The sequence below is a fragment of the Micromonospora sp. Llam0 genome, assembly GCF_003751085.1.
GTDB lineage: Bacteria > Actinomycetota > Actinomycetes > Mycobacteriales > Micromonosporaceae > Micromonospora_E.
Map to the genome: position 1 here is coordinate 3667141 of NZ_RJJY01000001.1, position 24406 is coordinate 3691546.

Below are 24406 nucleotides of genomic sequence, written 5' to 3' on the forward strand. Positions count from 1 at the left end.
GCGTTGGGCACCAGTGACCGGCCATGGAGCCGGGGCACCGTACGACGTAACCGCCCGAGCCGGTTCCGGCCACCTGACCCACACGGAGGACGGAACGCCCGACCAGAATTGGCCGGGTTCGGTCACTCCCGGCAGTAGTACGACTCGTACTCGTACAGCGCCGCCCGGCCCTCCCCACGGTCGCACTCGGAGAGGGTCAGCAGCTTCACGGGAACCTTGACGTGCTGCCCCGTCGCGCCGGAACCCGCGTCACACCACACCTCCACCGTGTCCGTCTTCGGCAGCTCACGCGGGCCGATCACCAGGATCGTCACGACGTACGCCCTCCGCCCGAATCGGTGGGATCGAACCGGGCGAGCACGGCGGCCCGCTCCCGGCGAGACAGCTCCGGAGTGTGTGCCCACATGGACAGCAGCCGTTCGGCGCTGGGCCGGTCGATGGCCTCGAACGCCCGGAGCGCGTTCTCCACCCGGTCGATGACAGGGCTCTTGCCGGGCGGGTAGAGCGCCATCAGCCGGGCGGGTGCGAGTTCGTCCGGTGGGGCGGGGAAACTATTCATCGGGTCGGACCTCCCGTGTCCGATCAAGGCCCCGGGTTGGCGTGTCCGCGCCGCTCGGGGCCGCCTTGTCTGGCCAGGGGTGGGTACGTGGATCGTCCAGCGAACTCCGGGGCTCACCACCGACCCCCGTTCCGGGCTTGCCGACCGGGCTCCGGATCACCCGATGCCGGCGGCGGGTCGTCGAACCGGCAGCCGATGTGCCGTTGCCGCCACTGCCGCAGTCCTTCCCGGAGCCGTTCGGACTCGGTCCGAGCGGCATCGCTCTGTCGGACCAGCCGATCCAGCTCGTCGGCGAGAAGCCCCAGATAGACGTACACCTCGTCGGGGTCCAGCCCACGCCACCGCGACCCGAACCGGACCGCCCTGACCTGGTGCGGTTCGACCTGATGCCTCACGCCCTCGATCACTGCGCAACCCCGATCCCGCGTCTCCCGATCCCTGCTGGCACACGCGAATCATGAGCCACATTTGCGGGAGTAGTCAATAGGGTAGGCCCAATTGGGTAGACCCGAAGATGCCTACCGTTCGGCTCATGACCGGAGGACCGGGCGAGTTGATGGGTCCGTACGAGATCGCCGAGTACCTCGGCGTGTCTCGGCAGCGGTTCCAACAGATCGCTCGCCGACCCGGCTTTCCGAAGCCCTACCAGGAGCTACGCGGCATGAAGGTGTACCTCGCTGCCGAGATCACCGAGTGGGCGAAGCACAACCGGCCGCCGCGCCCGGACGCCGACGAGTAGCCTTCTCCGCCCTCCGAGTCGGCAGCGCGGACCCGGCCGGCTCGGGCGATGTGCTGATCTACGTCCTTCCATGTACGTCGTAACCTGGGACGGCGCGCGCCGACACGTCACACGCTCGGCATTCGGCCAACCCGCTCGGCATGTGCTCGGCGACGGCCTCCCGCGCCTGGGCCAGCACATCCGCGTCCGGCCGGTTCCGCATCGCCGCCGCCACACCATCCAAGGGCGCCCGCTGCGGATCACGTCAGGTGCCGCCGACAAACCACGCGCGGCCAGCAACCTACCCCTGTCTGGCGGGCAGGCTGTGGAGCAACGAGGCGAACGACGTACGGCTGAAGTCGAGAATCGGACCCGCCGGGCCGGCCTTACTGTCCCGCACGCCCACCCGATCACCCGTCACGTTCACCTCGACGCAGTTGTCGTCGCCACCGGACCGCGTGGACTTGCTCCAACCTGCGGCTGGAAAGCTGCTCATGGCCTCGATTCTCCTCACCGACCCGCCCCAGCCACAGCTTGAACTTCACGAGGTTCGACCCCGAGCGATTCCAGCGCCGCTGACAACGCGACGAACTGTCCCTCGGCACGGGATCGGGCGATCACCGCAGCGTCCTTGCTGTCCCTGAATGCTTCGTACTCTTCCCACTCGTCGATCCCGACCAGTACAGCCACCGGCCTCTCGTACGTGGTGATGACGACCGGCTCACCGGTGCGCCCGACCGACTCCAGCGCCCTGCCCGCGTCATCGCGGAACTCCCGCAGCGTGATCCGCTCCACACGGGAACCGTACCGCGCGGTGCCTTGCCAGCCGCCTTGGCGGGGATGACGGCGCGGGCCAGGTCGGGCCGGGCGGCCGGCTCTCCCGTTGCCGGCCGGCAGCTTGCCCCGCTGCGGCGTGTTGAGCAGCGGATGGGTCCAGTCCGCGTTGGGCGGCTCGGGCCAGCCGTGTTCGCCGTCGAACACCCAGCCGAGCATGCTGAACCCGGCGTCGAACGTGGTGATCTGCGTCTTGTCCGAGTGCAGCCGCAGGTTGAGCGCGGCCAGCTCGGCACCGATCTGCCGGGCGCCGTTGACCGCCGCGTCGAGGTCGAGGCAGAACAGCGCCAAGTCGTCGGCGTAACGCACCAGCCGGCCGTGCCGGCCGTCGACCCGGGCGTCGAATTCACGCAGGTAGAGATTGGCCAGGGTCGGACTGATCGGCGCGCCTTCGGGAACACCCCGGCCCCGGGTACGCAGACCGGCGGCGGTCAGCATCGGCGCGGTGAACCAGCCGCGTACGATCCGGCTGACCGCCGGGTCGGCGAGACTGCCGCTGACCATCTCGTGCAGGAGTTGGTGGTCGACGCTGGCGAAGAAATCGGCGATGTCCGCGCGGACCACATAGCGCAACCCCTTGTCCCGGTACGCGAGAGCCATCGTCAGCGCGTTCACCCAGGAACGACCCCGCTGGTACGCGAAACTGACCTCGGCGCGGCGGGTCTCCCACCGGTCGCCGGCGACGTGCAGGAAAGCGCGCTTAGCGACCCGGTCGGCGACGGTCGGAATGCCCCGGTCGCGGCGCTCGCCACCACGGGTGACGGTCATCAATCGAAGGGGTTGCGGAGTGTATTCGCCGCTGCGCAGCAGCGCGGACAGCGACTCCAGTCGTGGGCCGAGGTGGTGGGCGAACTCGGCGACGGTCACGCCGTCCGCTCCGGCGAGTGCGGTGCCGGCGGCGACCAGCGACCACGCGGCCCACAACGTCGGCTGGTCAGACATCCGACTCAACAGCCGGGATGGAGAGGTGTTCATGCCGAGATCGGACGGACGAACTCCGATAGAATCGGAGGCATCGACGTCATCACCGAGATCAACGGGAGCTTATGTCCGAAAATGCCCCTTGCGACAACCCCCGACACGCCCGGGATCCCGGGTAGGTTGGCGGAAAGATCCCAAGTGAACCTCGAAACCCGCACCGGATTGAGACCCGGCGTAGTCGAGCGCACCCTCACCGCCGAACACGGCGACGGCCCCCGAACACACGAAACCCGCACCGGATTGACGCCACCTTGTTTTATCAGGAGGGCAATCGGCCTGCAGCTCTACTCGCTGGACACAAGGTGAAGATCGCTTATCTGATTCTTGCGACGTCGGCTGGTCTTGTCGGTGCCGTGTTCGGTTCGTGGTTGGGTTGGCAGACAGCAGGGCCGAACACCGACACGGCGGCAGCCCGACAGGTGGCCGCTGTCGCGTTTCCCAGCGTCGAGGCGGGTGCGCCGACCCAGAACGGTGACCGGCACGGGTTTCCGCCGGCTGTCGACGGCGCCTGGACCCTGCTCGTCGGAGGTGACGGCTACGTCGCCGGGACCGTCAGGGTGCCGTTGCCGTTCGGTCCGGCGTCGACCTCCGACGGCCGTCTGGTCAGCGAGGCGGTCGACCGGCTCACGGCTGCCGGTTGGGATGCCGAACGATTCCGCGCCAACGGCGACTACGACGCTTTCACGGCGACCCGGGACGGTGTCGCCGTGCGTCTGTCTGCGCGGGACGCCACGAGCTTCGTGATCGACGTTGGCCGCGCGCGGCCGTGGTGGGTCTGGCCGCTGGCGGTCACCGGATTCCTCGTCGCCCTGATCATCACGTTGCTTGCCCTTCGGCAGCTCGATGCGCACACCAGCGGACGCGCCTGGGTCCGGGTCGTCACCGTCTCCTTGCTCGGAGCTGCCGCCGTCTTGAGCCTGCCCGCTCTGGCGGTGGGTGGGCTGGCCACCAGCCATGCAGCGATCACCGGCGGCGACCCGTGGGCGCCGCCGTGGCTCGGCTTCACGATGGTCGGCCTGCGCCCGATGGCGTGGCTGGCCGGGCTGCTCACCGTCACGGCGGTCCTCGTCGTCGCTGTGCCACCGACGCGAACGCCGGCGACCGCCCGGACATCCGGCCGAGGGCGCCGTACCGCAGAAGGGTCTGATCCTGCTGCGGCATAGTTGTGCCGCAGCAGGCATCAGCCACATTCAGGGTTCAGGGTTCGCGGTTGAACAGCCGCCTCGACCAGAGGTATCCACCGAGCGCGATGGCCGCGCACCAGGCGAGCGCGATCCACCCGTTGCTGCCGACCGGCTCGGCCATCAGCAGTCCGCGCAGGGTTTCGATGATCGGGGTGAACGGCTGGTACTCGGCGAACCAGCGCAGCCCGGCCGGCATCGAGTCGGTGGGGACGAACCCGCTGCCGAGCAACGGCAGCAGGATCAGCGGCATCGGCAGGTTGCTGGCGGTCTCGACGCTGCGGCTCACCTGGCCGAGCGCGACGGACAGCCAGACGAGCGCGAAGGTCACCACCAGCAGGAAACCGGCGGCACCCAGCCACCCGACCGGCCCGGCGGTGGGCCGGAAGCCGACCAGCAGCGCGACGCCGACGACGACCGCCACGCTGACCATCGCCTGGATCATGCTGCCCAGGACGTGTCCGGTGAGCACCGAGACACGGGCGATGTGCATCGTACGGAATCGGCCGATGATGCCTTCGGTCATGTCCATGGCGATCGAGATCGCGGTCCCCTGGACGGTGGTCGTCACGGTCATCAGGATGATCGCCGGTGCCACGTAGTTGACGTACGCGGCGCGCCCGCCGGCCCCGCCGCCGGGGAGCGTCCCGCCGGACATCGTCGCGCCGAGTTCGCCGAGCCCGGCGCCGAGGGTGCCGCCGAACACGTAGACGAACAGCAGCAGGAAGACGACGGGCATCCCGACGAGCGTGACGGTCATCGACGGGTAGCGCAGCATGCGTCTGAGGTTGCGGCGCAGCATCGTCACCGAGTCGCGCAGCGGGTGGATACGCAGGCCAGCGGCGGCGGTGGCCGGGCCGGTCAGGGCGTGGGCGCTCATCGGGTGGTCACCTTGTCGTTGTCGGTTGGGTCGCCGGTCAGGGCGAGGAAGACGTCGTCGAGGTCGGGTGTGTGTACGGACAGTTCGTCGACTTCGACGGCGTGGTCGTCGAGCCGGCTGATCAGGGTCTTCAGCGCCTGCAGGCTGCCGTCGCTGGGCACCCGCAGAGCGAGCGGGTCGGGGTCACGGGGTGTCTGGCCGAGTACGCGGGTGGCCGCGTCGAGGCGTCGCTGGTCGGCGAAGTGCAGCCGGATGTGGCCGCCGGGGATGCGGCGTTTGAGTTCCTCGGCGGTCCCCTCGGCGACCACCCGCCCGTGGTCGAGCAGCGCGATCCGGTCGGCCAGTTCGTCGGCTTCGGCCAGGTACTGGGTGGTCAGGAAGATGGTGACGCCGTCGGCGACCAGGTCCCGGATGATCTGCCACATGGTGCGTCGGCTGCGCGGGTCGAGCCCGGTGGTCGGCTCGTCGAGGAAGATCACTCGCGGGTCGCCGACCAGGGTCATCGCCAGGTCGAGCCGCCGCCGCATGCCGCCGGAGTAGGTCGACACCGGCTTGCCGGCCGCCTCGGTCAGGTCGAACTGGTCGAGCAGTCCGGCGACGCGCCGCCGCCGGTCGGCCCGGCCGAGGTGGTGCAGGTCGGCCATCAGCCGCAGGTTCTCCGCGCCGGTGAGCAGGTTGTCCACCGCCGAGAACTGGCCGGTGACGCCGATCGCGGCGCGGACCGCGTCGGGGTCGCGGGTGAGGTCGTGCCCGGCGACCCGGGCGTCCCCGGCGTCCGGTCGGATCAGCGTGGACAGGATCTTGACCGTGGTGGTCTTCCCTGCGCCGTTCGCGCCGAGCAGCGAGAAGACCGTTCCCGCCGGTACGTGCAGGTCGATGCCGTCGAGCACGACGTGATCGCCGTACGCCTTGCGGAGGCCGGTGGCGGCGATCGCCGGCCGGGGCTGCGTGGAGTGCATGGTCGCCCTCTCTTCGAGCCAGCAGTGGGTCAGGAGCGGCGGATGGTGATGTCGCCGTAGGAGACGCGGCCGCGTACCTCGACGGTCTCGTCGGCGTCGTCGGGCCGGGTGGCGGTCTCCAGCAGGTTGTGGACCTTCCCGAAGTCGGTCTTCACTTCCAACCAGGCGGCGATGCCCTCGGCGATGCCGACGTCCAGGCTGCCCATGGCGGTGCCGAGCACGACCGAGCCGCGCACCACCTCGCCGAGGCGGATGCTGCCGTTGGACGTCTTCGCGTCGACGCCGGCGCCGGCCCGTTCGACGCGGATGTCACCGCTGGCCGCGCGCACCCGTACCTCGCCGGTGACCGCGTCGATCGTGGTCTCGCCGTTGGAGTTCTTGACCACGGCGGTGCCGTCGATCTCGCCGATCTGGATCTTTCCGGAGCCGGTGGTGATCCGGGCGTCGCCGGTGACGCCGTCGACGGTGATGTGGCCGGCCGAGGTGTCCACGCGCAGCGGGCCGGTCAGTTCCAGCCAGGCGTTTCCGGCGGCGGTCCTGACCCGGCACTGCCCGAGCCGTCCGGTGCAGCGGACGTCGCCCAACTGCGTCTCGGCGGAGACCTGGGAGCCGCTGGGCAGTTGGATGGACACCTCGACGGACCTGGTCCGACGGGAGAAGTCGAAGGCGGGTGACTTCGGGCCGGTGATCCGCAGTGTGCCGTTGGCGTAGTCGACGCGTACCCGGGCGGCGGCGGCCACGTCGGAGTCGTCGGCTGTGTCGCTCGGGCGGACCTCGACGACGGTGTCGGTGCGCTGGGTCGCGGCGATCTGTACGTTGCCGCTGCCGAGTTCGACGGTGACGGAGATCGGTTCGGGTGTGTCGAAAGTAGGCATGGTTGTCCCCGCATCATGGGTTGGTGGGCCGTCCCCGCAGGTCGGGGACGTGAGGTGTGGAGAGTAGACGGTAAGTGGGAGGGGGCGGTGCGGCTAGCGCACCCAGCCGGTGAAGGTCTGCGTGCTGCGTTTCCCGGTGCCGCGTTCGTCGCGGCGCCGGTCCCGGTCGGACCGCTGCAGACCAGCGGCTGCCGCCCGGACCAGCCAGGCGTTGACCGAGCGCCCCTCCTTGGCGGCGGCCTCCTCGACCGCGGCCTTGAGCTGCTCGGGCAGGCGTACGTTGATCCGCGCGACCGGGCCGTCCTCGGTGATCAGCAGGTCGTTGTCGGGTGGGCCGTCGGCCGTCGCTGCGGCGTCGCCGGTGGTGGTGGGCCCGGTCGGTTCGGCCGGTGGCGTGGTGACGACGAAGTGCGGGTCGCGGCCGCGTAGCCGCAACTCCACCGAGCCGGGTGCCAGGTCGCGGGTGATCTCGTCGGCGGCGGCCGACAGCGCGTCCAGCAGGGTCATCCGGATCGCCGACTCGAGCGACCCGGTCAGGCGCTCGACCAGTGCCCGCGCCTCGTCTCCGCCGGTTTCGGCGAGGGTGGCGAACTCCCGCCCGAGGTTGCTCACGTACGACGTCAAGTCCATGACGCCATCATGGCACAGGATGGCACCATCAACAAGTCATCTTGGCATCACAGTGATGCCATCCTGGCACCTCGCGGCACGCTGATCCGAAGGAGTGACACTACGGCCGACAGACGAAAGCTGCGCGGCACCCACCAACTGGTGGGCGCCGCGCAGCCTCGTTGATCAGCTGGCGGTGCAGCTCAGCGAAGACACGTTGTCTCCGCTGTTGCCCGAGCCGATGAAGCCGAACGTCGTACTGGCTCCGGCACCGAGCGACCCGTTGTAGGAGACGTTGCGTGCGGTCACGTCGGCGCCGCTCGACGTGACGGTGGCGCTCCAGGACTGGCTGACGGTCTGTCCGCCGTTGAATGTCCAGGTGACCGTCCAGCCGCTGATCGACGTTGATCCGGCGGTGACCCGTACCTCACCCTGGAAGCCACCTTGCCACTGCCCGATCACCGAGTACTCCGCCGAACACGACGGCCCAGTGGGCGGCGCGGTCGTCGGCGGTGCCGTGGTCGGTGGCGCGGTGGTGGGCGGGGCCGTGGTCGGCGGCGCGGTCGTCGGAGGTGCGGTCGTCGGTGGCGCCGTGGTGGGCGGAGCCGTGGTCGGTGGCGCCGTCGTCGGCGGCGGTGTCGTGCCACCACTGCGGAAGGTGAACTCGTCGACGTCGAACAGGTAGCTGGAGCCGCCGGTGAAGACGAGGAACAGGTTCTGCGTACCGCTGGGTGGGGTGAGCGTGCCGGTGACGGTGGTCCAGGTCTCCCAGTCACCGGTCGGGCTGACGGTGGCCGTACCGATGACCGGTCCCGACGCCGAGCCGGTCCGCAGCGAGATGGTGCCGCCGGAGCCGGCGGAGGCGACCCGGGCGGTGAACGACGTGGCCCCGGCCAGGTTGTACGGGGTGAACGAAATCCAGTCGCCGTTCTCGATGTAGCCGACCGCGCTGCCGCCGTTGGCGGAGGGCTTCTCCACCAGGGTGGTGCCCTGCTGGTCACCGTAGTGCTCGGCCTGGCGGGTCCTGGGCTGCAGCACCGTCTGCGTCGAGGTCACCGGGATGGTCTCGCCCGCCGGGGTGTACTCGGCGATCATGACTCCGAAGATGTTCGCGTTCGGGTCGTGTTCGCCGTCCTCGGTGGTCTGCAGGGTGCCCGAGCAGCCGGTGGCGCTGGAGATGCCATGGGCGTGGCTGTCGTGCCCGAGCAGATAGTTGACCTTCACCCGGCTGCAGTCGATGGTCGACGCGTCCGGGTCGGTGACCGTCACCTCGAACGGGATGGCGTCACCGAACTCGAACAGCCGGCCGTTGCGCGGTAGGTCGAGGGTGACCGTCGGCCGGCCCACCCCGATCACCACGCTCGCGGTGGCGCTGCGGCCGGTGCTGTCGCGCACCGTGAGCGTCGCCGTGAACTCGCCGTTGCTGGTGTACGTGTACGACGGGTTCGGCTGCGTCGAGTCGGTGCTGCCATCCGTGGTGAAGTCCCACGCGTACGTGATGGCGTCCCCGTCCGGGTCGCTGGTCCCGGCCGAACTGAACTGTACGGTCAGTGGCGCGTTGCCGGTGGTCGGGTCGGCGGACGCGGCGGCGATCGGCGATCGGCCGCCGCCGGAGCTGTACTCGATGCGGTACACCGCCGAGCTGGCGTCCCCACTGCCCCAGCCGGTGCCGTAGTCGAGCACGTAGAGGGCGCCGTCCGGGCCGAACTCCAGGTCCATCACCTGGGTGCCGGTGTAGTCCGGGAACGGGTCGATCGAGCCCACCCCGCCGGAGCCGGTGACCGTGACCGTCTTGATCCACCGCCGGCCGAACTCGCCGATGAACACCTTGCCGTCCATCGACGCCGGGAACTTCACGTCGGAGGCGAGCGAGGGGTCGTAGTTGTAGACCACGGCGTCCATCGGTGACAGGCTGCCGCAGCACAGCTCCGGCGGGTTCTGCTCGCCACCGTACGGCAGCCAGGCCCGCTGCGACGGCGGCAGCTGGGTGATGCCGGAGTTGTTCGGGGAGTTGTTCACCGGCCCGCCGGAGCAGTTGAACGGGGCACCGGAGGGGCCGGACGGGAACGTGTAGTCGATGTACGGCGTGTTGTAGTTCGAGCAGTACGGCCAGCCGTAGAAGCCGGGCTGGGCGATGCGTTCGAACGCGACGTGGTTTGCCGGCCCGCGGTTGGGGTTGGCGGTGCTGGCGTCCGGCCCGTACTCGCCGAGGTAGACGACGCCGGTCGCCTTGTCCACGGACATCCGGAACGGGTTGCGGAAGCCCATCGCGTAGATCTCCGGCTTGGTGTTCGCCGTGCCGGCCGGGAACATGTTGCCGGCCGGGATGGTGTACCCGCCGTTGGCGGTCGGCCGGATCCGCAGCACCTTGCCCCGCAGGTCGTTGCTGTTGCCGGCGGTACGCTGCGCGTCGTACGCCGGGTTGCGGTTGGACCGTTCGTCGATCGGCGTGTAGCCACTGGAGTCGAACGGGTTCGTGTCGTCGCCGGTCGACAGGTAGAGGTTGCCGTCCGCGTCGAAGTCGATGTCACCGCCGACGTGGCAGCACATGCCCCGACTGGTCGGGACCTGCAGGACCGTCACCTCCGACGACCGGTCCAGGGTGTGGTCGGCGTTGACCGTGAAGCGGGACAGCCGGTTGTGTCCGTTGAACGGCGCGAACTGCGCCGCCGAGCCGGTCGACGGCGCGTCGCCGCCCGGAGTGTTCAGTGGCGGCGAATAGTACACGTACACCCAGCGGTTGGTGGCGAAGTTCGGGTCCGCCTCGATGCTCTGCAGCCCTTCCTCGTCGTGGGTGTACACCGGGATGGTCAGCGCCACCTTGGTGTTGCCGGCCGCGTCGGTGTAGCGGATGGTGCCTTCGCGGGAGGTGTGCAGCACGCCCCGGTTCGGCAGCACCGTCATGCCCATCGGCTCGCCGACCTCGGCCACCCCCTTGGCCAGGGTGACCTCGCTGTAGCCGGGGGGTGTCTGGCTGGTCGAGCAGTTGCCGGCGCCCTGTGCGGCGTACTGGATGCCGCCCAGCACGTGGCTGCGGAAGTTCGCGTCGCTGAAGCTTTCGTTGGTGTGGCCCATGCCGGTGTACCAGGAGCGGCCACCGTCGTAGCCTCGGCACCAGGCGATCGGGTGGTCACTGCCCATCGTGCCGCCGGTGTACGTACTCTCGTCCACGGTGGCCAGGATGTGGTTGTCCGAGCGTGGGTTGGTCCGGTAGTTGTACCACTCGTCGTAGCGGTTCCACGCGGTCGGCAGCCCGGCGGTCGAGGGGTGCGAGCTGTCCTCGATCCGTACGGTGGCGTTCTGGTTCGCCGGGTGGCTGGCGAAGTACGCGCCGACCAGGTTGCCGTACCACTGCCAGTCGTATTCGGTGTCGGCCGCCGCGTGGATGCCGGCGTAGCCGCCGCCGCCTCGGATGAAGCTTTCGAACGCCGACTGCTGGCTGGCGTTGAGGACGTCTCCGGTGGTCGACAGCCAGATGACCGCCTGGAACCGGGACAGGTTGGCGGTGGTGAACTGGCCGGCGTCCTCGGTGGTCTCGACGGTGAAGTTGTGCTGCGCGCCGAGCTGCTCGATCGCGGCGATGCCGGCTGGGATCGAGTCGTGTCGGAACCCGGCGGTCTTGCTGAAGACCAGGACGGTGAAGTCCGCCTGGGCCTGGGCCGGCACGGCGCTGAAGCTGATCGTGGCCAACACCATGACCAGGCAGAGGGCCAATCTTCGGAACATGATTCGGGAGCTCGCTTTCTGTCGTGAGGTGCGGACAGGCGTGCGCCGAATCACGCCGCAGGGGGATCGACTGGAGCGGGGACGCTGGCTGGCGATGCTCGAGCCACGCGCGCACAACGGGCGGGCCCGCCAGGGCGACCCTGCTCACCTTCGCCCGGGGCGAACACGATGCCGGCTCCAGGTCACCGCGTCGCTATCGAAGGCCGTCGTTGCGACCCTACGGGAGCCACAAAATGGAAGTCAATGGATCTGTCGCAGCCAGACACGCGCCCCGGCGGTGCGCCCACCGGGATCACGTCCTTCCATTACGACCTTGGTACGTCGTAATCTCTGTCGATGGAAGCGCTCCCACGCCTGCCCGACCCACGACAGGAGAACCCCTAAATGCCGTCGATACGGACACGGTGGGCCGCCACAGCGGCGGCCGGCCTGCTGCTCGGGGCGGTCGCCGCCGTCCCGAGCGCCCCCGCCACGGCAGCCGCCGCCCCACCGGCTGCCCTCACCGGCACGTCAGCCACCGCACCAGCCGCAACCGCAGCCGCTCAGGCCGTGCCGGAAAACGACTGGCTGCACACCGACGGGAACACGATCGTCGACGAGGCCGGCAACCAGGTGTGGCTCACCGGGGCCAACTGGTTCGGCTACAACGCCACCGAGCGGGTCTTCCACGGCCTGTGGTCGGCCAACATCGAGGCGGTCACCCGCGCGATGGCGCAGCGCGGCATCAACATTGTTCGGGTGCCGATCTCGACCCAGCTGCTGCTGGAATGGAAGGCCGGCCAGCCGCTGGCCCGACCCAACATCAACGCGTACGTCAACCCGGAGCTGGACGGGCTGAACAACCTGCAGATCTTCGACTACTGGCTCGACCTGTGCGAAAAGTACGGCCTGAAGGTCATGCTGGACGTGCACAGCGCCGAGGCCGACAACTCCGGCCACCTCTACCCGGTGTGGTGGAAGGGCTCGATCACCACCGAGGACTTCTACCAGGGCTGGGAGTGGGTCACCGAGCGCTACCGCGACAACGACACGATCGTCGCGATGGACGTCGAGAACGAGCCGCACGGCACCCCGAACGACCCGCAGCGGGCCAAGTGGGACTCCTCGACCGACCAGGACAACTTCAAGCACGCCTGTGAGACGGCCGGCCGGCGGATCCTGGCGTTCAACCCCGACCTGCTGATCCTCTGCGAAGGCATCGAGGTCTACCCGCGCCCGCACGCCGACTGGGACTCCCCCAACACCAACCCGGACCTCAGCCCCAACTACTTCTACAACTGGTGGGGCGGCAACCTGCGGGGCGTCGCCGAGCACCCGGTCGACCTGGGCGCCAACCAGGACCAGCTGGTCTACTCCCCGCACGACTACGGCCCGCTGGTCTACGAGCAGCCGTGGTTCCAGGGTGAGTTCGACAAGGCGTCGCTGACCGAGGACGTGTGGCGGCCCAACTGGCTCTACGTCCACGAGGACGACACCGCGCCGCTGCTGATCGGCGAGTGGGGCGGCCGGTACGGCCAGGACGCCCGGCAGGACAAGTGGCTGCACGCCCTGCGCGACCTGATGATCGACTACGGCATCCACCACACGTTCTGGTCGTTGAACCCCAACTCCGGTGACACCGGTGGCCTGCTGCTCGACGACTGGACCAGCTGGGACGAGGTCAAGTACAACCAGGTGCTCAAGCCGGCGTTGTGGCAGCACGACGGCAAGTTCGTCGGCCTCGACCATCAGATGCCGCTCGGCGGGGCCAACTCGACCACCGGGATCAGCCTCGGCCAGCGGTACAGCGACGGCGGCGGGGACGACGACGTGACCGCGCCGACCGCGCCCGGCCAGCCGACCGCCAGCGACGTCACCGCCGACTCGGTGACGCTGAGCTGGGCGGCGGCGACCGACAACGTCGGCGTCACCTCGTACCAGGTGCTGCAGTCGACCGGCGATGGCCCGGCCAGCCCGGGCGCCACGGTCTCCGGCACCACGTACACCGTCTCCGGCCTCACCGCCCAGACCAGCTACACGTTCACGGTGCGGGCCCGCGACGCCGCCGGCAACGTCTCGTCCGCCTCACCGGCGCGGACGGTCACCACCGCAGCCGACGACGGTGGCCCCGGCGACGACGGCTGCACCGCGACGTACACGGTGACCAGCAGCTGGCAGGGCGGCTTCCAGGGCGGCATCGAGGTACGCAACACCGGCACCTCGGCGATCTCCGGCTGGACGGTTACCTGGACCAATCCGAGCGGCACGTCGATCGGGTCGCTGTGGAACGGCCAGTTGACCACGTCCGGCGGGGTCAACACGGTACGCAACGAGCCGTACAACGGGACCCTCGCACCGGACGCCGCGACCACGATCGGGTTCGTCGGCTCCGGGTCCGGCGCGACGCCGACCGACCTGGCCTGCACCGCGTCCTGACCCCGCACCGTGTCGGGACCGAACCCCGACACGATCCGCTGCCCGACCCCGACCGGGGTCGGGCAGCGGATCCCCCGGCCCGCTGGCGCCGGTCTGATTGAGTGGGGTGCACCCACCGACCACACCAGACCGAGAGGGTACGCCGGCCCGATGCCCACCCAGATCGTTGTCTCCCTGGTGCCGACCGCCGCCACGGCGGTCCCGCCACCGCACACCGGCCCGGCCGTCTACGCCGCGTTCCTCAAAGCGATCCGCGCCGTCGACCCGGAGCTGTCCACGATGCTGCACGACAGCCCCCGGTACAAGCCGTTCACCCTCAGCCCGGTCCTCGACGAGCAGGGCCGGACACCGTCGACACCGGGGCAGCCGGCCCGGATCGTGGTCGGCCTGCTGATCGACGCGTACGCCGCCCCGGTGCTCGCCGCGCTGCATCACGCCGCCGGGCATCAGATCGCGCAGACCCGGTACCGCACCGTCGACGTCGCCGTGCACGCCGTGTCGTACGCCGAGCTGGCCACCGGCGCCGACCCGACGGCGACTACCTGGGCGTACGACCTGCTGACGCCGGTCGGGTTCGCCACCGGGCGCGGGGACGGTGCCCGCCGCCAGCGCCCCTGGCCGGACGCGGAGCGGGTGTTCACCAACCTGACCCGGCGCTGGGACGCGTTCGCCGGCGAGGTGGCGTTGCCGTCGTCGGCGGAGCCGGCGGTCGTCGACCATCTGGAGGTGGTCGACGCCCAGCTGCGGATGGCCACGCACCTGGTGGAGCCGGGGCAGCGTAACCCGGAGCACCGGTTCCGTCGGGGCACGGTCGGCTCGGTGACCTTCCAGTTGGCGGAGGCGTCGGGGGTGCCCGGCGACGCGCGGCGGGCGGTCGACGCCCTGGCGGGGTTCGCCAGCTACGCCGGCTTCGGTGACCGGACCGCGATGGGCATGGGCCACATCCGGCGCAGGCACAACCCGCCCCCGTACTGAATCGATACGCCGTCGCCAATCCGACCAGCGACGGATCGTGGCGAATCCGGTGCTGTTGACGCCCAATGGCACGCTGAATCGTATGGTCGACGACCGATATTTCGCGTCGAGTGCGTACGGCCATCGTGACCGCGATGGCGGGCCGGCCAACCGGCCGGCTGGTTGGTGGAACCCGGTGGAGGAAGAGTGGACCATTCAGGTGCCCAGCAGGTCGGGCAGTACCGCCCAGGTCGACCTCCCTGACCTGCTCCGACGCGCTCAGGGCTGCCCGTTCTGCCCTCCGGCGCCTGAGGTTCCGGTCGCCGGTTACGACGTGCTGCTCATCCCCAGCAAATACCCATTGGTGGAATCTCTACCGGATGGCGACGGCCTGATCTCCGGATGCCACGATGTCTTCCTCTACACCGACGACCACGCGGGACGGCTGGTTGATCAGTCGCGGGACCGCGTCGCTGGCCTTCTTGCGGCGCTGGCCGCCCGGACCGAACAGATGTTGGCTGATCCGCTCGTCCGAGCGGTGTTCGGCTTCGAGTGCCAGGGGGATCATTTCGGGCCGACCGTGGCACACCCACACGGTCAACTGATCGGATTTCCCTTCGTGCCGAGACGGCTGAGCGTCGCGGGCCCGGACTGCCTGATGTGTACCATCCGCCACGAGGCACCACATCTGGTCGTCCATGGCGGGCAGTCGTCCGTCGTCGCCGTTCCACCGTACGCCCGATTTCCGTTCGAGATGGTGGTCGCTCCGACGCGGCATGTTCCGACACTGTCCCAGCTCGCCGAGGCCGAGCTGACCGAGTTGGCCGGTAGCGTCCTGGCAGCACTGCGGGCATGCCTCGACGATGAGGCCGCAATGCCGCAGCACCTGCTGACGGTCATGCAGGCAGCGAAGGGGCATCAGGAACGGCACCATCTCCGGTTTGAGCTGCTACCGCTGCATCGGCCGGGCGGCGGGATCAAACGGCCCGGCGGAGTGGAGATCGGCGCCGGGGTCTATCTCAACTCCCTGCCGCCGTCGCAGGCCGCCACGCTGCTGCGGGAGCGGCTGCGGGAGCGGTCACCACGCGAGTTCAGGTCGTCGGCACCCAGCGGTCCGGTTCCAACATGCTCCGGCTGATGTTGGCGCAGCTTGGGGTCTTCGCTCCACCGTCAACCCATTTGATCGACGACTTCCGGCCGATGCTGGCCAGGTACGCCCCGCTGCACAGCGCCAACAATCTGTCCCGGCTGGTCCACGACGTGCTGGCGATGCTCGACGTCAACGTTCTGACCTGGCCGGCCGGGCCGCCAACGGGCGCTGAGGTGCTGGCCCGCTGCCAGCACGACCGGACGATGAGCCTCGGCAGCGTTCTCCGCGCTGTCTACGATGCGGGTGCCGCAGCTGCCGGTTCGACGATCTGGGCGTGCAAGGACCTGGAGAATCTGCATGCCCGTTGCGGGTCAACGCCCGCAGGGCATGCGCGGTGGGTAGCGGGTGTGGGTCCCGGCCGGCGCCGAGGATGAACTCCCACCCCCGGGGATCCCGGCCGCAGTCCAGGAGCCGGGTGCTGATCTGCGTCTTGAGGTCGTCGCACTCGGCGAGCCCGTTCGAAACGAAAGTGAGCGCGTACAGTGTCTCGGCCTGTTTGATGGTGTTGACGCTGTCATGGCGCAGGCGCTCCACGGTCACCGCCTGAGCCTGGCTGTCGTCGCCGGCTGCGGCGAGTTCGACGGACTCACGGTCTCTCAGTTGACATCCTCTCCGCCCTAAACTGAAGGACGGAGATTCCCTCCACGCTGCGCGTGGAACACGCAGCGTCCGGGTGGGTTACCGCTTCACTGCGCACCGCCGGGACAAGTCCCGGTCTTACGTGCGCTCGACGGTCGTTGAAGTCCGCCTGTCCGGCGGCCTTGATGTTGATGGCGGCGTTGATGTCCCGGTCGTGGTGACTGCCGCACGGGCAGTCCCACTCCCGGACGTTCAACGCGATCTTCTCGTTGATCCGGCCGCAGTCGCAGCACATCCGGGTGGACGGGAGCCACCGGTCCACCCGGGCGAACGCGCGCCCGTACCGCTTCGCCTTGTACTCCAGCATGCCGGTGAAGGCGGCCCAGCCCGCATCGTGCACGGACTTCGCCAGCCGAGTCCGGCCGAGACCAACAACGCACAGGTCCTCGACGTACACCGCTTGGTTCTCGCGGATGATCGCCGTGGACAGCTTGTGCTGCCAGTCCCGCCGGGTGTCGGCTACCCGCGCGTGAGCGCGGGCCACCTCGATCACGGCCTTCTTGCGGCGGTTGCTGCCCCTCTGCTTGCGTGAGAGTGCCTGCTGCAACCGCTTGAGCTTGCGGGCCGCGCGGCGCAGGAACTTCGGTGCGGTCACCTTCGTGCCGTCGGACATGACCGCGAAGTGGGTCAGGCCCAGATCGATGCCGATCTCGGAGTCGACCGGCGGCAGCGTCTCGTCCTCGCCGATCCGCACGACGAACGAGGCGAAGTACCGGCCCGCTGTGTCCTTGATCACGGTGACCGAGGTGGGATCCGACGGCAGGCCGCGCGACCAGCGCACCGGAACGTCGCCGATCCTCGGCAGCCGCAGGCGGCCGTTGTCACAGACCTTGAACCGGGAGTTCTCCGTGAACCGGATCGCCTGCCGGTTGTCCTTACGGGACCGGTACCGGGGCGGGGCCACCTTGCGGCCCCGGCGTTTGCCGGACAGCGAGTTGAAGAAGTTGCGGTACGCGGTGTTCAGATCGGCGAGGGCCTGCTGCAACACCACGGCCGACACCTCACCCAGCCAGGCCCGGTCCTCGCTGGCCTTGGCCGCTGTGATGACCAACTTCGACAGGTCGCCGTCGGAGATGTACTTCTCGCCCGCCTCGCGGGCCTGCTGACGCAGCCTGAGTCCGTCGTTGAAAACCACCCGGGCACACCCGAACGCCTGCGCCAGCGCGGTGCGCTGGGCGGCGTCCGGGGTGATCCGGTAGTTGTAACGGAGCTGCACGGCCATCACTGTATCATGTTGGTTTATGGTCGAACTTCAAGGCGTCCGCACCGGCAGGCACTGCACCTTCGCGATGCATGTCCACTTGGTTTTCGTGACGAAGTTCCGGCACAACGTGTTCGCCGACCGGCACCTGACCCGGATGGAGGCGATCATGCGAGACGTGTGCGCCGACTTCGAGGCCGAACTGGTCGAGTTCAACGGCGAGAACAACCACGTCCACCTGCTGGTCAACTTCCCGCCCAAGGTCGCCATGGCCAGGCTGGTCAACAGCCTCAAAGGGGTCTCCTCGCGCCGCCTCCGGCAGGAGTTCCCCGACCTGGTGCGCCACTACTACCGGGCCAACAAACTCTGGTCCGGCTCGTACTTCGCCGGGTCTGTCGGCGGCGCACCCTTGAGCGTCATCAAGCAGTACATCGAGCAGCAGAACCGTCCCGGTCAAGGCACTGCTCGGGCCTGGCGGCCCTCCCAGCGCGGGCCTTCACCCCCGGCCTGAAGGCCGGAGCACTGGCCCGCATTCCGGTAGCGGACGATTCCGCCGGTCACGGTACGGACGAGGTCGCTGTTGGGATGCCCGGCGCTGACCACGCGCAGGGCGGCTGCGGTCCCGTGCAATCCGCGTTGAGTCCGGTCCGGCAGGTCGAAGTACTGGCCAGCGGCGTTGACCTCGGCCGGCAGGACCATACGGCGGGCACCGGTCATGCATTCGTTGAGGAACTTGTCGCGGATCGCCGACTGGCAGGGCTGCATGTCCACCCTGCTGAGGAAGTCACCGGTCACGCCCGTGCCCTTCGACGGCCCGCAGCCGGTCTCTCGTGTCGAGCATGTGCTGCTCGAACCCGAAGCCGGCGTAGTCCCACTCGTCCGGTCTGCCGAGCTGCGCGGCGACGTGACGCCGGAAGAACTGCCGCCGGTGGACGTCTTGGCCGACGTGGATCGTGCCGGCCTGGTCGGAGTGCAGCAGGTACGGCTCGCTGCGGTAACTGCCGGCATCAGCGAGGAAGCCAGCCAGGTCGGCGAAGTGCGCGGTGCAGTCGGCGAGCCGCAGGGTTACCCGGTCGGCGGCGGCCCACAGATGCAGGTGGGCGTGTTCGACGCAGGAGGATGCACGGTCACCTGGGGCGCAGCCGCCGTGTTCGAACAGCACCACCGTCCCGAACTGCCGTTCAAGTGCGGCGGTCGCCGTGGCAACGAGAGCGAGGAAGGACGCGATGGCGTCCGGCGGTATCGCGGCGAGGGACGGAACGTGCGCCTGCGGACAGACAAGCAGGTATCCGGGTACGATAGCTCCGACTCCGAGGAGGGTCAGACCGACGCCGTCGACGCGGTGCACCGGTACGTCGTACCAGGGCAGGCTACTGGACGCCTCTGACGCGGCGGTGCAGATGAAGCATCGCGGATCCACCAGAGCCGTTCCTTTGATCGAAAGTCTTAACGGGAGACGGCGCGACGGGCGACGAAAGCACAGGCGGCTGGACGCAGCGATGGAATCAGGTTGAGACCCAGCAGTTTGTCTATCGGTATCCAGCACAGGTCACCAAGGTAGTCGTCGTGGGTTTGCCCATCTGTCGTCAACTGTCCGACAGTCGCTTGACACTCGCGGGCGACCGCGACGACCTGCACCTGATCATCGGAGGCGTCGCCATTCATGATCCACTGCCAGATGTAGAACGGCTCCCCGGGCACCACCTCCAGACCGGTTTCTTCGCGCACCTCGCGGCGAATGTGCGCATCGACATCCTCGCCGAAGATCATTCGACCGCCGGGAACCTCCCAGCACTCCGGATTGTTCGGATCATCAACGGTCTTCTGGGCCACCAGCACATGATCGCCTCGAAAGATGAACGCCTTTTGGGCAAACTGATGAACCTTCATGGCAAGCTACGACCTTCCATGATCAGCCGACTGACGTGATCAGCGAACAGGTTTGCTTCAAGGCCAACAGTGTGCCAGCAGGGTCGATTCGACAGAAGTCCCCCAAACGGCAGTCCATGCGAATGTCCAGTCAGCCGACGACCGTTGGCCGGGTCTGCCGCGTACGCGGCAGACCCGGCCAACATGGTCAGGACGAGGTCAGGACGTCAGTGCGAGTAGCCGCGCGTGGCGATCCAGTGCGCCAGGGTCTCGGTGCTCACCCAGTAGTGTTCGGCACCCAGGAACGCCGGGTCGGCGATCTTGACAGCGTCGCCGCCCTCGCCGTAGCCGACCACGGTCACGTAGTGCCCGCCCGGGTACGAGTGGGTACGGCCGTCGACGTCGCTCACCGTACCGATGATGTTGGCCACCACGGCCCGGCCGTCGTCCACGGTCGCGCGCACGTCGGCACGCAGCTGGTCGATCTGCACCTGACTCGCCTTGGACGCCTCGATCGCGGTGGTCCGGTACTCGTCGTCGCCGGTGAACTCGTTGAGCACCCGGGTGGTGTCCTCGGCCGAGTCGGTGCCCGCCATGGTGGTGCCCAGCCTGCTGGCCACCTCGTACTGCGACAGTTCGCGGCCCTGCGCGGTCAGCGCGATCCGGGTCGCGGCCGGCCCGCAGTAGTAGAAGTTCGGCTGCCGCTCGTAGCGGGTGTTCAGCAGCCGGCCCTCGCTGGACCACCCGCCGCGGTCGGAACTGGCGGCATCGGCGGCGGACCTGGCGGTGTCCGAGGCTGCGGCGGCCTGGGCTGCGGCGGCCGGACCGGCCACCACACCGCCGGCGGCCACCCCACCGGCGGCCACCAGCCCGGCGACGGACAGTGCGGTTCGATGAAGAACAGTGGTCATCTGCGGATCTCCGTTCCGGGAGGTGCGGAAGATCCGGGCACCAATCGTCAGTCAGCAGCCCGGACCCCCGCGAACGGGACATACGGTCAGTCTGTACCCAGCGCGGCGGTCAGGGCTGGTGCGACGCCCATTCCCGGCTACGCGGAACGCCCCGCGTGCGGTAATCACAACGACGCGTACGCACGGGACGCACCGGGTAACAACCGCAGCGGGGCGGCCGACATTCCGCCGTCCCGCCAATCAACCGGAGATCAACCGCCGATCGCCGGTCTCTCGGCCACGTCGTTGAAGATCTGGTCCTCGAACGCGAGCAGCGTCGAGCCGACAGCCTTGATGAATGCGAAGTTCAGCCCCCCGCCGACCACCGCCCCGACGATCGGCACCGCCTTGCCCAGAGTGCGCGCCGTGAGCCGTTTGAGCAGTTCCTGCGCGACCCGCAGGGCGAGGAACTCGACGCCCTTGATGCCCAGTTCCACCCCGATCGAAAGTCCGACGATCTTCATGAACTCGGGGAAGCTGACCGCGTACCGCCCGGTCCGGTGGTAGATCACCGCGAGGGTGACCCGGAACTGCTGGGCGATGGTGTTGGCGAGGTCGGCGGGGATGCCCAGCGCCAGCGTCACACCGCCGCCGAGCCCGGCGGCGGCGCCGGTGCCGGCGGCCAGACCGGCACAGTAGTTGATGTAGCCGTTGATCCCCATCGAGTCGACTTTTTCCTTGATCTTGAAACCGTCGAGGTTCTTGTGGACAAACTGGAAGGACTTCGCCATCGCACCGGCAGAATTTGTGTTCACTGTGACCACCTGACCCGGAAATCGTGTCGTCAGACCATCGGAATGCCGATTGACCGATCGGATGCCGACCGAATCGATCGGCACCTCGACGGTATTCGACGACAGAGTCCAGCGGCGAGAGCAGTACGTACAAGCACGACAGTCAGCCGTACCGGCGGAACCGCCGGACCGGACAGGTCAGCCCGGCGAAGGGCCATTGTCGACGAACTCAAAGAGCGTCGTCAGCGTCGCGTCGCCCAGCTCTTCGAGGATCAGGCCCCGGGTGGCGGAGTGCTGCAGGTACGCCGAGGCGCTGCTGATCGCGTACGACGGTTCCCCACCGTCCCGTTCCACGACGCTGATCGAGAACCGCTGCCGTGGCTCGGACGCCACGCAGTCCGCCGCGACGACGGTCAACGGGTCCGCCCCCGACGACCGGACCTGCCAGCACGCGTCCGAGCCGTCCGGGTTCGGTTCGGCGGCACGGATCCGGAAGGTGTCCGCCCCGGCCGGTTCGATGACGAACAGCCGCCGGCCCTCGGTCCCGTCGACCTCGCCCAGCGGGCCGTCGTCGCGCAGCGACACCGCCGACTCGAACGCGTCGGTACGCACGATCGCCACCTGGCGGTCCCCGGACAGCAGCGGATCGTCCCCGACGGAGGCCGGCGCCCCGGTCGGGGCCCCAGTCGGCGATCCAGTCGGCGCCCCGGTCGGGGTGCCGGTCGGTGATCCGGACGGCACGCTCACCGTCGGGCCGGCCGGTCCGACCGGCAGCTGCGGTGCGGCGGTCACCGACTGGATCGCAGCGACGCCCGCGCCGACGGCTCCGATCAGCGTCACCGCCAGCGCGGCGGTGGTGGCACGTCGGCGTCGGCGCAGCGTCTCGCCGCGCCGCCGGATGTCCGCCGCCGGGGCGAGCCGGCCGGTCTGCCCGGCCCGCCGGGCCACGTCGCGTAGCGTCTCGTCGAATCGGTCGTCAGATGGCACGGCTCCTCCCTTCGTCGCCGCTGGTGGTCAGGTGTACGGCCAACGCCTTGCGGCCCCGGGCCAGCCAGGTCTTGATCGTGTTCGGGCTGGTGCCGGTCTCCGCGGCGATCTCGGCGACGCTCAGGCCGACCAGGTGGTGCAGCACGACGGCCCGGCGCTGGTCGACGCCGAGCCGGCGCAACGCGTCGACGATCGCGACGTGGTCGGCCGACACCTCGTCGACCTGGTGGCCGTTGGCGTCGCGGCGGTGGGCGCGCAGCCGGTTCACCGCCTTACGCCAGGAACTCACCGCGATCCGGTACGCGACCGTGCGTACCCAGGCTTCGGGGCTGTCACAGTCGCGCACGGACCGCCACCGGTCCCACGCGCGGGCGTACGCCTCGGCGACCGCGTCCTCGGCGTCGGCCCGGTTGCCGAGCACCACGGACAGGTGTCCGAGCACCCGTTGGGCGGACCCGGCGTAGAAGGCGTCGAACTCGTCGGCGTCACGCATCCGTCGTGCTCCACCCGTCACCTGATCGTTCCTCCGGCGGTCAGCTGGTCGGTGCCGGCCCGTTGTCGTTGAACCGGAACCCGTCCGGGGTCGGCGAACCGTCACCCTGCTCCTCCAGGATCAGCCCGGAGCGGGATGAGTGGCGCAGGTACGCCGAGCTGTTGCTGATCATGAATATGTCGTCGGCGCCGGTGCCGCCCGCGACGATATCGAACCGCTGCCGGGGGTCCCCGGCGTCGCAGGCCGCACCCTCGACCGACAGCGATCCCCCGTCTCCCGGGTCGCGCACCCGCCAGCAGACCGGGCCACCGGCACCGGCGCCGCCACCGGTCCCCTGGTACGACTCGATCAGGAACAGCCGCCCCTGCAACGGGACCGCGACGAACAACTGCCGGCCCTCGTCGCCGTCGACCTCGGCCAACCGTCCGTCGTCGGTGATCGACAGCCCGGACTCGAACCCCTCAGCCCGCACGATGGTGACCTGCCGGGTGCCGGACAGCACCTGCGGCAGACCGCCCGCGGGTGCCGTCGGCTCCGGCGGCGGCGCCAGGCTGCCGGTCGGGGTCCCGGTCACCGTCGTCGGGTCCGGGTCGGACGTCGGCGTCGCGTCACCGGCCGGTGCGGTCGTGCCGCACGCCGCCACCGCGCCGGCCAGCACGGCGATTCCCAGACCCGTGATCCATCGGCTCGTCACCACGTCCTCACCCTCATCCGCCTGTCGGTGACCCGGCGGCGACGGCTACCCGCCCACCGCTGCCGGGGGTCCCGGTCGATGTTTCCGATTCGACCGACATCCCCCAGACGTGTGGCGGAGGCACCCGGTTTCAGCGGTGCCGGAAAACTTCCCGGCAGGCGCGGTCGGCCAGGCGGGTCGTCTCCGGCAGCCGGTAGTGGGGCGTCAGGCGCAGGGTGACCCCGGTCGTCTGGGTGATGTCGATGAGATGCCCGGCCGACACGTACACCGGTTTGACGCCGGTGCGGGTGCGCAGCGCCCGGCCGACCACCTCACCGCCGTCGACCAGGTCGGCCCAGCCGCCACGCTCGGGCGGCACCTCGCCGTGGGTGCTGACGAACGCCGTCTTGGCCACGCCGAACGCCGGGATGCCGGTGACCACGCCCAGGTGGCTGGCCAGGCCGCAGCGGCGCGGATGCGCGACGCCGTACCCGTCGCAGACCAGCAGGTCCGGGCGGACGGCGAGCTGGTCGAGGGCGGTGAGCAGGACCGGAACCTCGCGGAACGCGAGCAGGCCGGGAACGTACGGGAAGTCGCAGACGCCGGTCGCGGTCGCGCTGGCCACGACGGACAGGTCGTCGGCCAGGTCGAGCACGACGACGGCGCCGGCGAGTCGGCCCGCCGCCGCCGAGTCCGATTCGTACGCGACGTCGACGCCGGCGACGAACCTCGGCGGATCGGCCATCGGCTGGTCGACCCGTACCCGGCGGGCCAGCTCGCGCTGGATCTCGACGGCCTCCCGCTCGGTACGCGGTGTCGCCGCCGTCATCGCGGCCCCGTCCCGTGCGTGGCCGGCGGAAACGGCAGCATCGCGCCGAGCGCCCCGGTCGTGTCGACGTCGTCGGACGGCCGCAGCCCGCTGCCGTCCTGGTGGGTGCCGCGTCCCCACTCGTCGCGGGCGTCGAGCCACGACGCGTACAGCTCGATGGTGGGTGCGATCAGCTCAGGCACGTCGGCAG

At 69.4% G+C, this 24406-nt stretch carries 27 protein-coding genes and 1 pseudogene; 7 read left to right on the plus strand and 21 right to left on the minus strand.

Translation table 11 applies throughout. The features are described 5' to 3' along the window. Nucleotides 1-122 precede the first annotated feature (122 nt). The 3 genes from EDC02_RS15915 to EDC02_RS15925 all read right to left on the minus strand — a co-directional run bounded on the left by EDC02_RS15915 (nt 123) and on the right by EDC02_RS15925 (nt 954). On the minus strand, nt 123-314 hold the full coding sequence (locus EDC02_RS15915; protein ID WP_123602637.1) for a hypothetical protein: 192 nt from the start codon (nt 312-314) through the stop codon (nt 123-125). Beyond that, on the minus strand, nt 311-559 hold the full coding sequence (locus EDC02_RS15920) for a hypothetical protein (protein WP_123602638.1): 249 nt from the start codon (nt 557-559) through the stop codon (nt 311-313). The genes EDC02_RS15915 and EDC02_RS15920 overlap by 4 nt, the downstream gene beginning before the upstream one ends. A gap of 113 nt (nt 560-672) precedes the next feature. After that, nucleotides 673-954, minus strand: coding sequence for a DivIVA domain-containing protein (locus EDC02_RS15925; RefSeq protein ID WP_233605957.1), 282 nt, complete (start codon nt 952-954; stop codon nt 673-675). Between the two features lie 137 nt (nt 955-1091). Between EDC02_RS15925 and EDC02_RS15930 the strand changes: the two genes are divergently transcribed. Next, nucleotides 1092-1298: an AlpA family transcriptional regulator gene (locus EDC02_RS15930; RefSeq protein WP_233605958.1), complete on the plus strand. Its 207-nt coding sequence runs from the start codon at nt 1092-1094 to the stop codon at nt 1296-1298. Between the two features lie 280 nt (nt 1299-1578). Here the strand turns inward: EDC02_RS15930 and EDC02_RS15935 are convergent, their stop codons facing one another. From EDC02_RS15935 to EDC02_RS41635, 3 genes and pseudogenes are all read right to left on the minus strand, one after another. Continuing rightward, nucleotides 1579-1773: a DUF397 domain-containing protein gene (locus EDC02_RS15935; protein WP_123602640.1), complete on the minus strand. Its 195-nt coding sequence runs from the start codon at nt 1771-1773 to the stop codon at nt 1579-1581. A gap of 14 nt (nt 1774-1787) precedes the next feature. Continuing rightward, nucleotides 1788-2057 carry a type II toxin-antitoxin system Phd/YefM family antitoxin gene (locus EDC02_RS41630; RefSeq protein ID WP_233606401.1) on the minus strand — a complete coding sequence of 90 codons (270 nt, stop codon included), beginning with the start codon at nt 2055-2057 and terminating at the stop codon, nt 1788-1790. Nucleotides 2058-2270: 213 nt separating this feature from the next. Beyond that, a pseudogene (locus EDC02_RS41635) lies at nt 2271-3086 on the minus strand (reverse transcriptase domain-containing protein); the annotation flags it as partial. Nucleotides 3087-3511: 425 nt separating this feature from the next. On the opposite strand from EDC02_RS41635, the gene EDC02_RS15945 reads away from it, so the two are divergent. Next, nucleotides 3512-4255, plus strand: a complete 744-nt coding sequence (locus tag EDC02_RS15945) for a hypothetical protein (RefSeq protein ID WP_123602642.1) — start codon at nt 3512-3514, stop codon at nt 4253-4255. A gap of 34 nt (nt 4256-4289) precedes the next feature. On the opposite strand, the gene EDC02_RS15950 is transcribed toward EDC02_RS15945, so the two are convergent. The 5 genes from EDC02_RS15950 to EDC02_RS15970 all read right to left on the minus strand — a co-directional run bounded on the left by EDC02_RS15950 (nt 4290) and on the right by EDC02_RS15970 (nt 11322). Further along, a complete protein-coding gene (locus EDC02_RS15950; RefSeq protein WP_123602643.1) occupies nt 4290-5153 on the minus strand; it encodes an ABC transporter permease in 864 nt (287 codons plus the stop codon). Beyond that, entirely contained in the window at nt 5150-6112 is a 963-nt protein-coding gene (locus EDC02_RS15955) for an ATP-binding cassette domain-containing protein (protein ID WP_123602644.1), read from the minus strand. Before EDC02_RS15955 ends, EDC02_RS15950 begins: the two co-directional genes overlap by 4 nt. Before the next feature lie 29 nt (nt 6113-6141). Next, nucleotides 6142-6987 carry a DUF4097 family beta strand repeat-containing protein gene (locus EDC02_RS15960; RefSeq protein ID WP_123602645.1) on the minus strand — a complete coding sequence of 282 codons (846 nt, stop codon included), beginning with the start codon at nt 6985-6987 and terminating at the stop codon, nt 6142-6144. A 93-nt stretch (nt 6988-7080) separates the two neighbouring features. Then, entirely contained in the window at nt 7081-7617 is a 537-nt protein-coding gene (locus EDC02_RS15965; protein ID WP_123602646.1) for a YlcI/YnfO family protein, read from the minus strand. A 165-nt stretch (nt 7618-7782) separates the two neighbouring features. Then, the gene (locus EDC02_RS15970; protein ID WP_123602647.1) at nt 7783-11322 is read right to left on the minus strand and encodes a ThuA domain-containing protein; all 3540 of its coding nucleotides are present in this window, start codon (nt 11320-11322) and stop codon (nt 7783-7785) included. Nucleotides 11323-11706: 384 nt separating this feature from the next. Here EDC02_RS15970 and EDC02_RS15975 point away from each other — a divergent pair, with 384 nt between their 5' ends. The 4 genes from EDC02_RS15975 to EDC02_RS15990 all read left to right on the plus strand — a co-directional run bounded on the left by EDC02_RS15975 (nt 11707) and on the right by EDC02_RS15990 (nt 16215). Beyond that, on the plus strand, nt 11707-13737 hold the full coding sequence (locus EDC02_RS15975) for a cellulase family glycosylhydrolase (RefSeq protein WP_123602648.1): 2031 nt from the start codon (nt 11707-11709) through the stop codon (nt 13735-13737). Between the two features lie 150 nt (nt 13738-13887). Beyond that, nucleotides 13888-14712, plus strand: a complete 825-nt coding sequence (gene cas6, locus EDC02_RS15980) for a CRISPR system precrRNA processing endoribonuclease RAMP protein Cas6 (RefSeq protein WP_123602649.1) — start codon at nt 13888-13890, stop codon at nt 14710-14712. Then, nucleotides 14651-15829 carry a hypothetical protein gene (locus EDC02_RS15985; protein ID WP_148083480.1) on the plus strand — a complete coding sequence of 393 codons (1179 nt, stop codon included), beginning with the start codon at nt 14651-14653 and terminating at the stop codon, nt 15827-15829. Before cas6 ends, EDC02_RS15985 begins: the two co-directional genes overlap by 62 nt. After that, nucleotides 15829-16215, plus strand: a complete 387-nt coding sequence (locus EDC02_RS15990) for a hypothetical protein (RefSeq protein ID WP_148083481.1) — start codon at nt 15829-15831, stop codon at nt 16213-16215. The genes EDC02_RS15985 and EDC02_RS15990 overlap by 1 nt, the downstream gene beginning before the upstream one ends. 212 nt (nt 16216-16427) lie before the next feature. Here EDC02_RS15990 and EDC02_RS15995 read toward each other — a convergent pair whose 3' ends face one another. Beyond that, nucleotides 16428-17702 (minus strand): RNA-guided endonuclease TnpB family protein, encoded by a 1275-nt coding sequence (locus EDC02_RS15995; RefSeq protein ID WP_199757651.1) that lies wholly within the window; start codon nt 17700-17702, stop codon nt 16428-16430. 19 nt (nt 17703-17721) lie between these two features. Between EDC02_RS15995 and tnpA the strand changes: the two genes are divergently transcribed. Then, on the plus strand, nt 17722-18192 hold the full coding sequence (tnpA, locus tag EDC02_RS16000) for an IS200/IS605 family transposase (RefSeq protein ID WP_123602652.1): 471 nt from the start codon (nt 17722-17724) through the stop codon (nt 18190-18192). A 273-nt stretch (nt 18193-18465) separates the two neighbouring features. Here the strand turns inward: tnpA and EDC02_RS16010 are convergent, their stop codons facing one another. The 9 genes from EDC02_RS16010 to EDC02_RS16050 all read right to left on the minus strand — a co-directional run bounded on the left by EDC02_RS16010 (nt 18466) and on the right by EDC02_RS16050 (nt 24398). Further along, complete coding sequence (locus EDC02_RS16010; protein ID WP_123602654.1) at nt 18466-19101, minus strand: HIT domain-containing protein; 636 nt, start codon at nt 19099-19101, stop codon at nt 18466-18468. A 26-nt stretch (nt 19102-19127) separates the two neighbouring features. Then, nucleotides 19128-19571 (minus strand): NUDIX domain-containing protein, encoded by a 444-nt coding sequence (locus EDC02_RS16015; RefSeq protein ID WP_123602655.1) that lies wholly within the window; start codon nt 19569-19571, stop codon nt 19128-19130. Nucleotides 19572-19777: 206 nt separating this feature from the next. Beyond that, entirely contained in the window at nt 19778-20461 is a 684-nt protein-coding gene (locus EDC02_RS16020) for a C39 family peptidase (protein WP_123602656.1), read from the minus strand. Between the two features lie 251 nt (nt 20462-20712). Next, the gene (locus tag EDC02_RS16025; protein WP_148083482.1) at nt 20713-21255 is read right to left on the minus strand and encodes a hypothetical protein; all 543 of its coding nucleotides are present in this window, start codon (nt 21253-21255) and stop codon (nt 20713-20715) included. A gap of 177 nt (nt 21256-21432) precedes the next feature. Continuing rightward, a complete protein-coding gene (locus EDC02_RS16030; protein ID WP_123602658.1) occupies nt 21433-22221 on the minus strand; it encodes a hypothetical protein in 789 nt (262 codons plus the stop codon). After that, on the minus strand, nt 22211-22714 hold the full coding sequence (locus EDC02_RS16035; protein WP_123602659.1) for a sigma-70 family RNA polymerase sigma factor: 504 nt from the start codon (nt 22712-22714) through the stop codon (nt 22211-22213). Before EDC02_RS16035 ends, EDC02_RS16030 begins: the two co-directional genes overlap by 11 nt. A gap of 40 nt (nt 22715-22754) precedes the next feature. Continuing rightward, on the minus strand, nt 22755-23408 hold the full coding sequence (locus tag EDC02_RS16040) for a hypothetical protein (protein WP_233605959.1): 654 nt from the start codon (nt 23406-23408) through the stop codon (nt 22755-22757). Between the two features lie 130 nt (nt 23409-23538). After that, entirely contained in the window at nt 23539-24216 is a 678-nt protein-coding gene (locus tag EDC02_RS16045; RefSeq protein WP_123602661.1) for an endonuclease V, read from the minus strand. Then, nucleotides 24213-24398, minus strand: coding sequence for a hypothetical protein (locus tag EDC02_RS16050; RefSeq protein ID WP_123602662.1), 186 nt, complete (start codon nt 24396-24398; stop codon nt 24213-24215). Before EDC02_RS16050 ends, EDC02_RS16045 begins: the two co-directional genes overlap by 4 nt. Nucleotides 24399-24406: the final 8 nt, after the last annotated feature.

What these genes read in the sequence shown, in the direction of transcription:
- EDC02_RS15920 (WP_123602638.1), bottom strand. Translation starts at nt 559, where the DNA reads ATGAATAGTTTCCCCGCCCCACCGGACGAACTCGCACCCGCCCGGCTG.
- EDC02_RS15930 (WP_233605958.1), top strand. Translation starts at nt 1,092, where the DNA reads ATGACCGGAGGACCGGGCGAGTTGATGGGTCCGTACGAGATCGCCGAG.
- EDC02_RS15935 (WP_123602640.1), bottom strand. Translation starts at nt 1,773, where the DNA reads ATGAGCAGCTTTCCAGCCGCAGGTTGGAGCAAGTCCACGCGGTCCGGT.
- EDC02_RS15950 (WP_123602643.1), bottom strand. Translation starts at nt 5,153, where the DNA reads ATGAGCGCCCACGCCCTGACCGGCCCGGCCACCGCCGCCGCTGGCCTG.
- EDC02_RS15955 (WP_123602644.1), bottom strand. Translation starts at nt 6,112, where the DNA reads ATGCACTCCACGCAGCCCCGGCCGGCGATCGCCGCCACCGGCCTCCGC.
- EDC02_RS15960 (WP_123602645.1), bottom strand. Translation starts at nt 6,987, where the DNA reads ATGCCTACTTTCGACACACCCGAACCGATCTCCGTCACCGTCGAACTC.
- EDC02_RS15965 (WP_123602646.1), bottom strand. Translation starts at nt 7,617, where the DNA reads ATGGACTTGACGTCGTACGTGAGCAACCTCGGGCGGGAGTTCGCCACC.
- EDC02_RS15970 (WP_123602647.1), bottom strand. Translation starts at nt 11,322, where the DNA reads ATGTTCCGAAGATTGGCCCTCTGCCTGGTCATGGTGTTGGCCACGATC.
- EDC02_RS15975 (WP_123602648.1), top strand. Translation starts at nt 11,707, where the DNA reads ATGCCGTCGATACGGACACGGTGGGCCGCCACAGCGGCGGCCGGCCTG.
- cas6 (WP_123602649.1), top strand. Translation starts at nt 13,888, where the DNA reads ATGCCCACCCAGATCGTTGTCTCCCTGGTGCCGACCGCCGCCACGGCG.
- EDC02_RS15990 (WP_148083481.1), top strand. Translation starts at nt 15,829, where the DNA reads ATGTTGGCGCAGCTTGGGGTCTTCGCTCCACCGTCAACCCATTTGATC.
- EDC02_RS15995 (WP_199757651.1), bottom strand. Translation starts at nt 17,702, where the DNA reads ATGGCCGTGCAGCTCCGTTACAACTACCGGATCACCCCGGACGCCGCC.
- tnpA (WP_123602652.1), top strand. Translation starts at nt 17,722, where the DNA reads ATGGTCGAACTTCAAGGCGTCCGCACCGGCAGGCACTGCACCTTCGCG.
- EDC02_RS16015 (WP_123602655.1), bottom strand. Translation starts at nt 19,571, where the DNA reads ATGAAGGTTCATCAGTTTGCCCAAAAGGCGTTCATCTTTCGAGGCGAT.
- EDC02_RS16020 (WP_123602656.1), bottom strand. Translation starts at nt 20,461, where the DNA reads ATGACCACTGTTCTTCATCGAACCGCACTGTCCGTCGCCGGGCTGGTG.
- EDC02_RS16035 (WP_123602659.1), bottom strand. Translation starts at nt 22,714, where the DNA reads ATGCGTGACGCCGACGAGTTCGACGCCTTCTACGCCGGGTCCGCCCAA.
- EDC02_RS16045 (WP_123602661.1), bottom strand. Translation starts at nt 24,216, where the DNA reads ATGACGGCGGCGACACCGCGTACCGAGCGGGAGGCCGTCGAGATCCAG.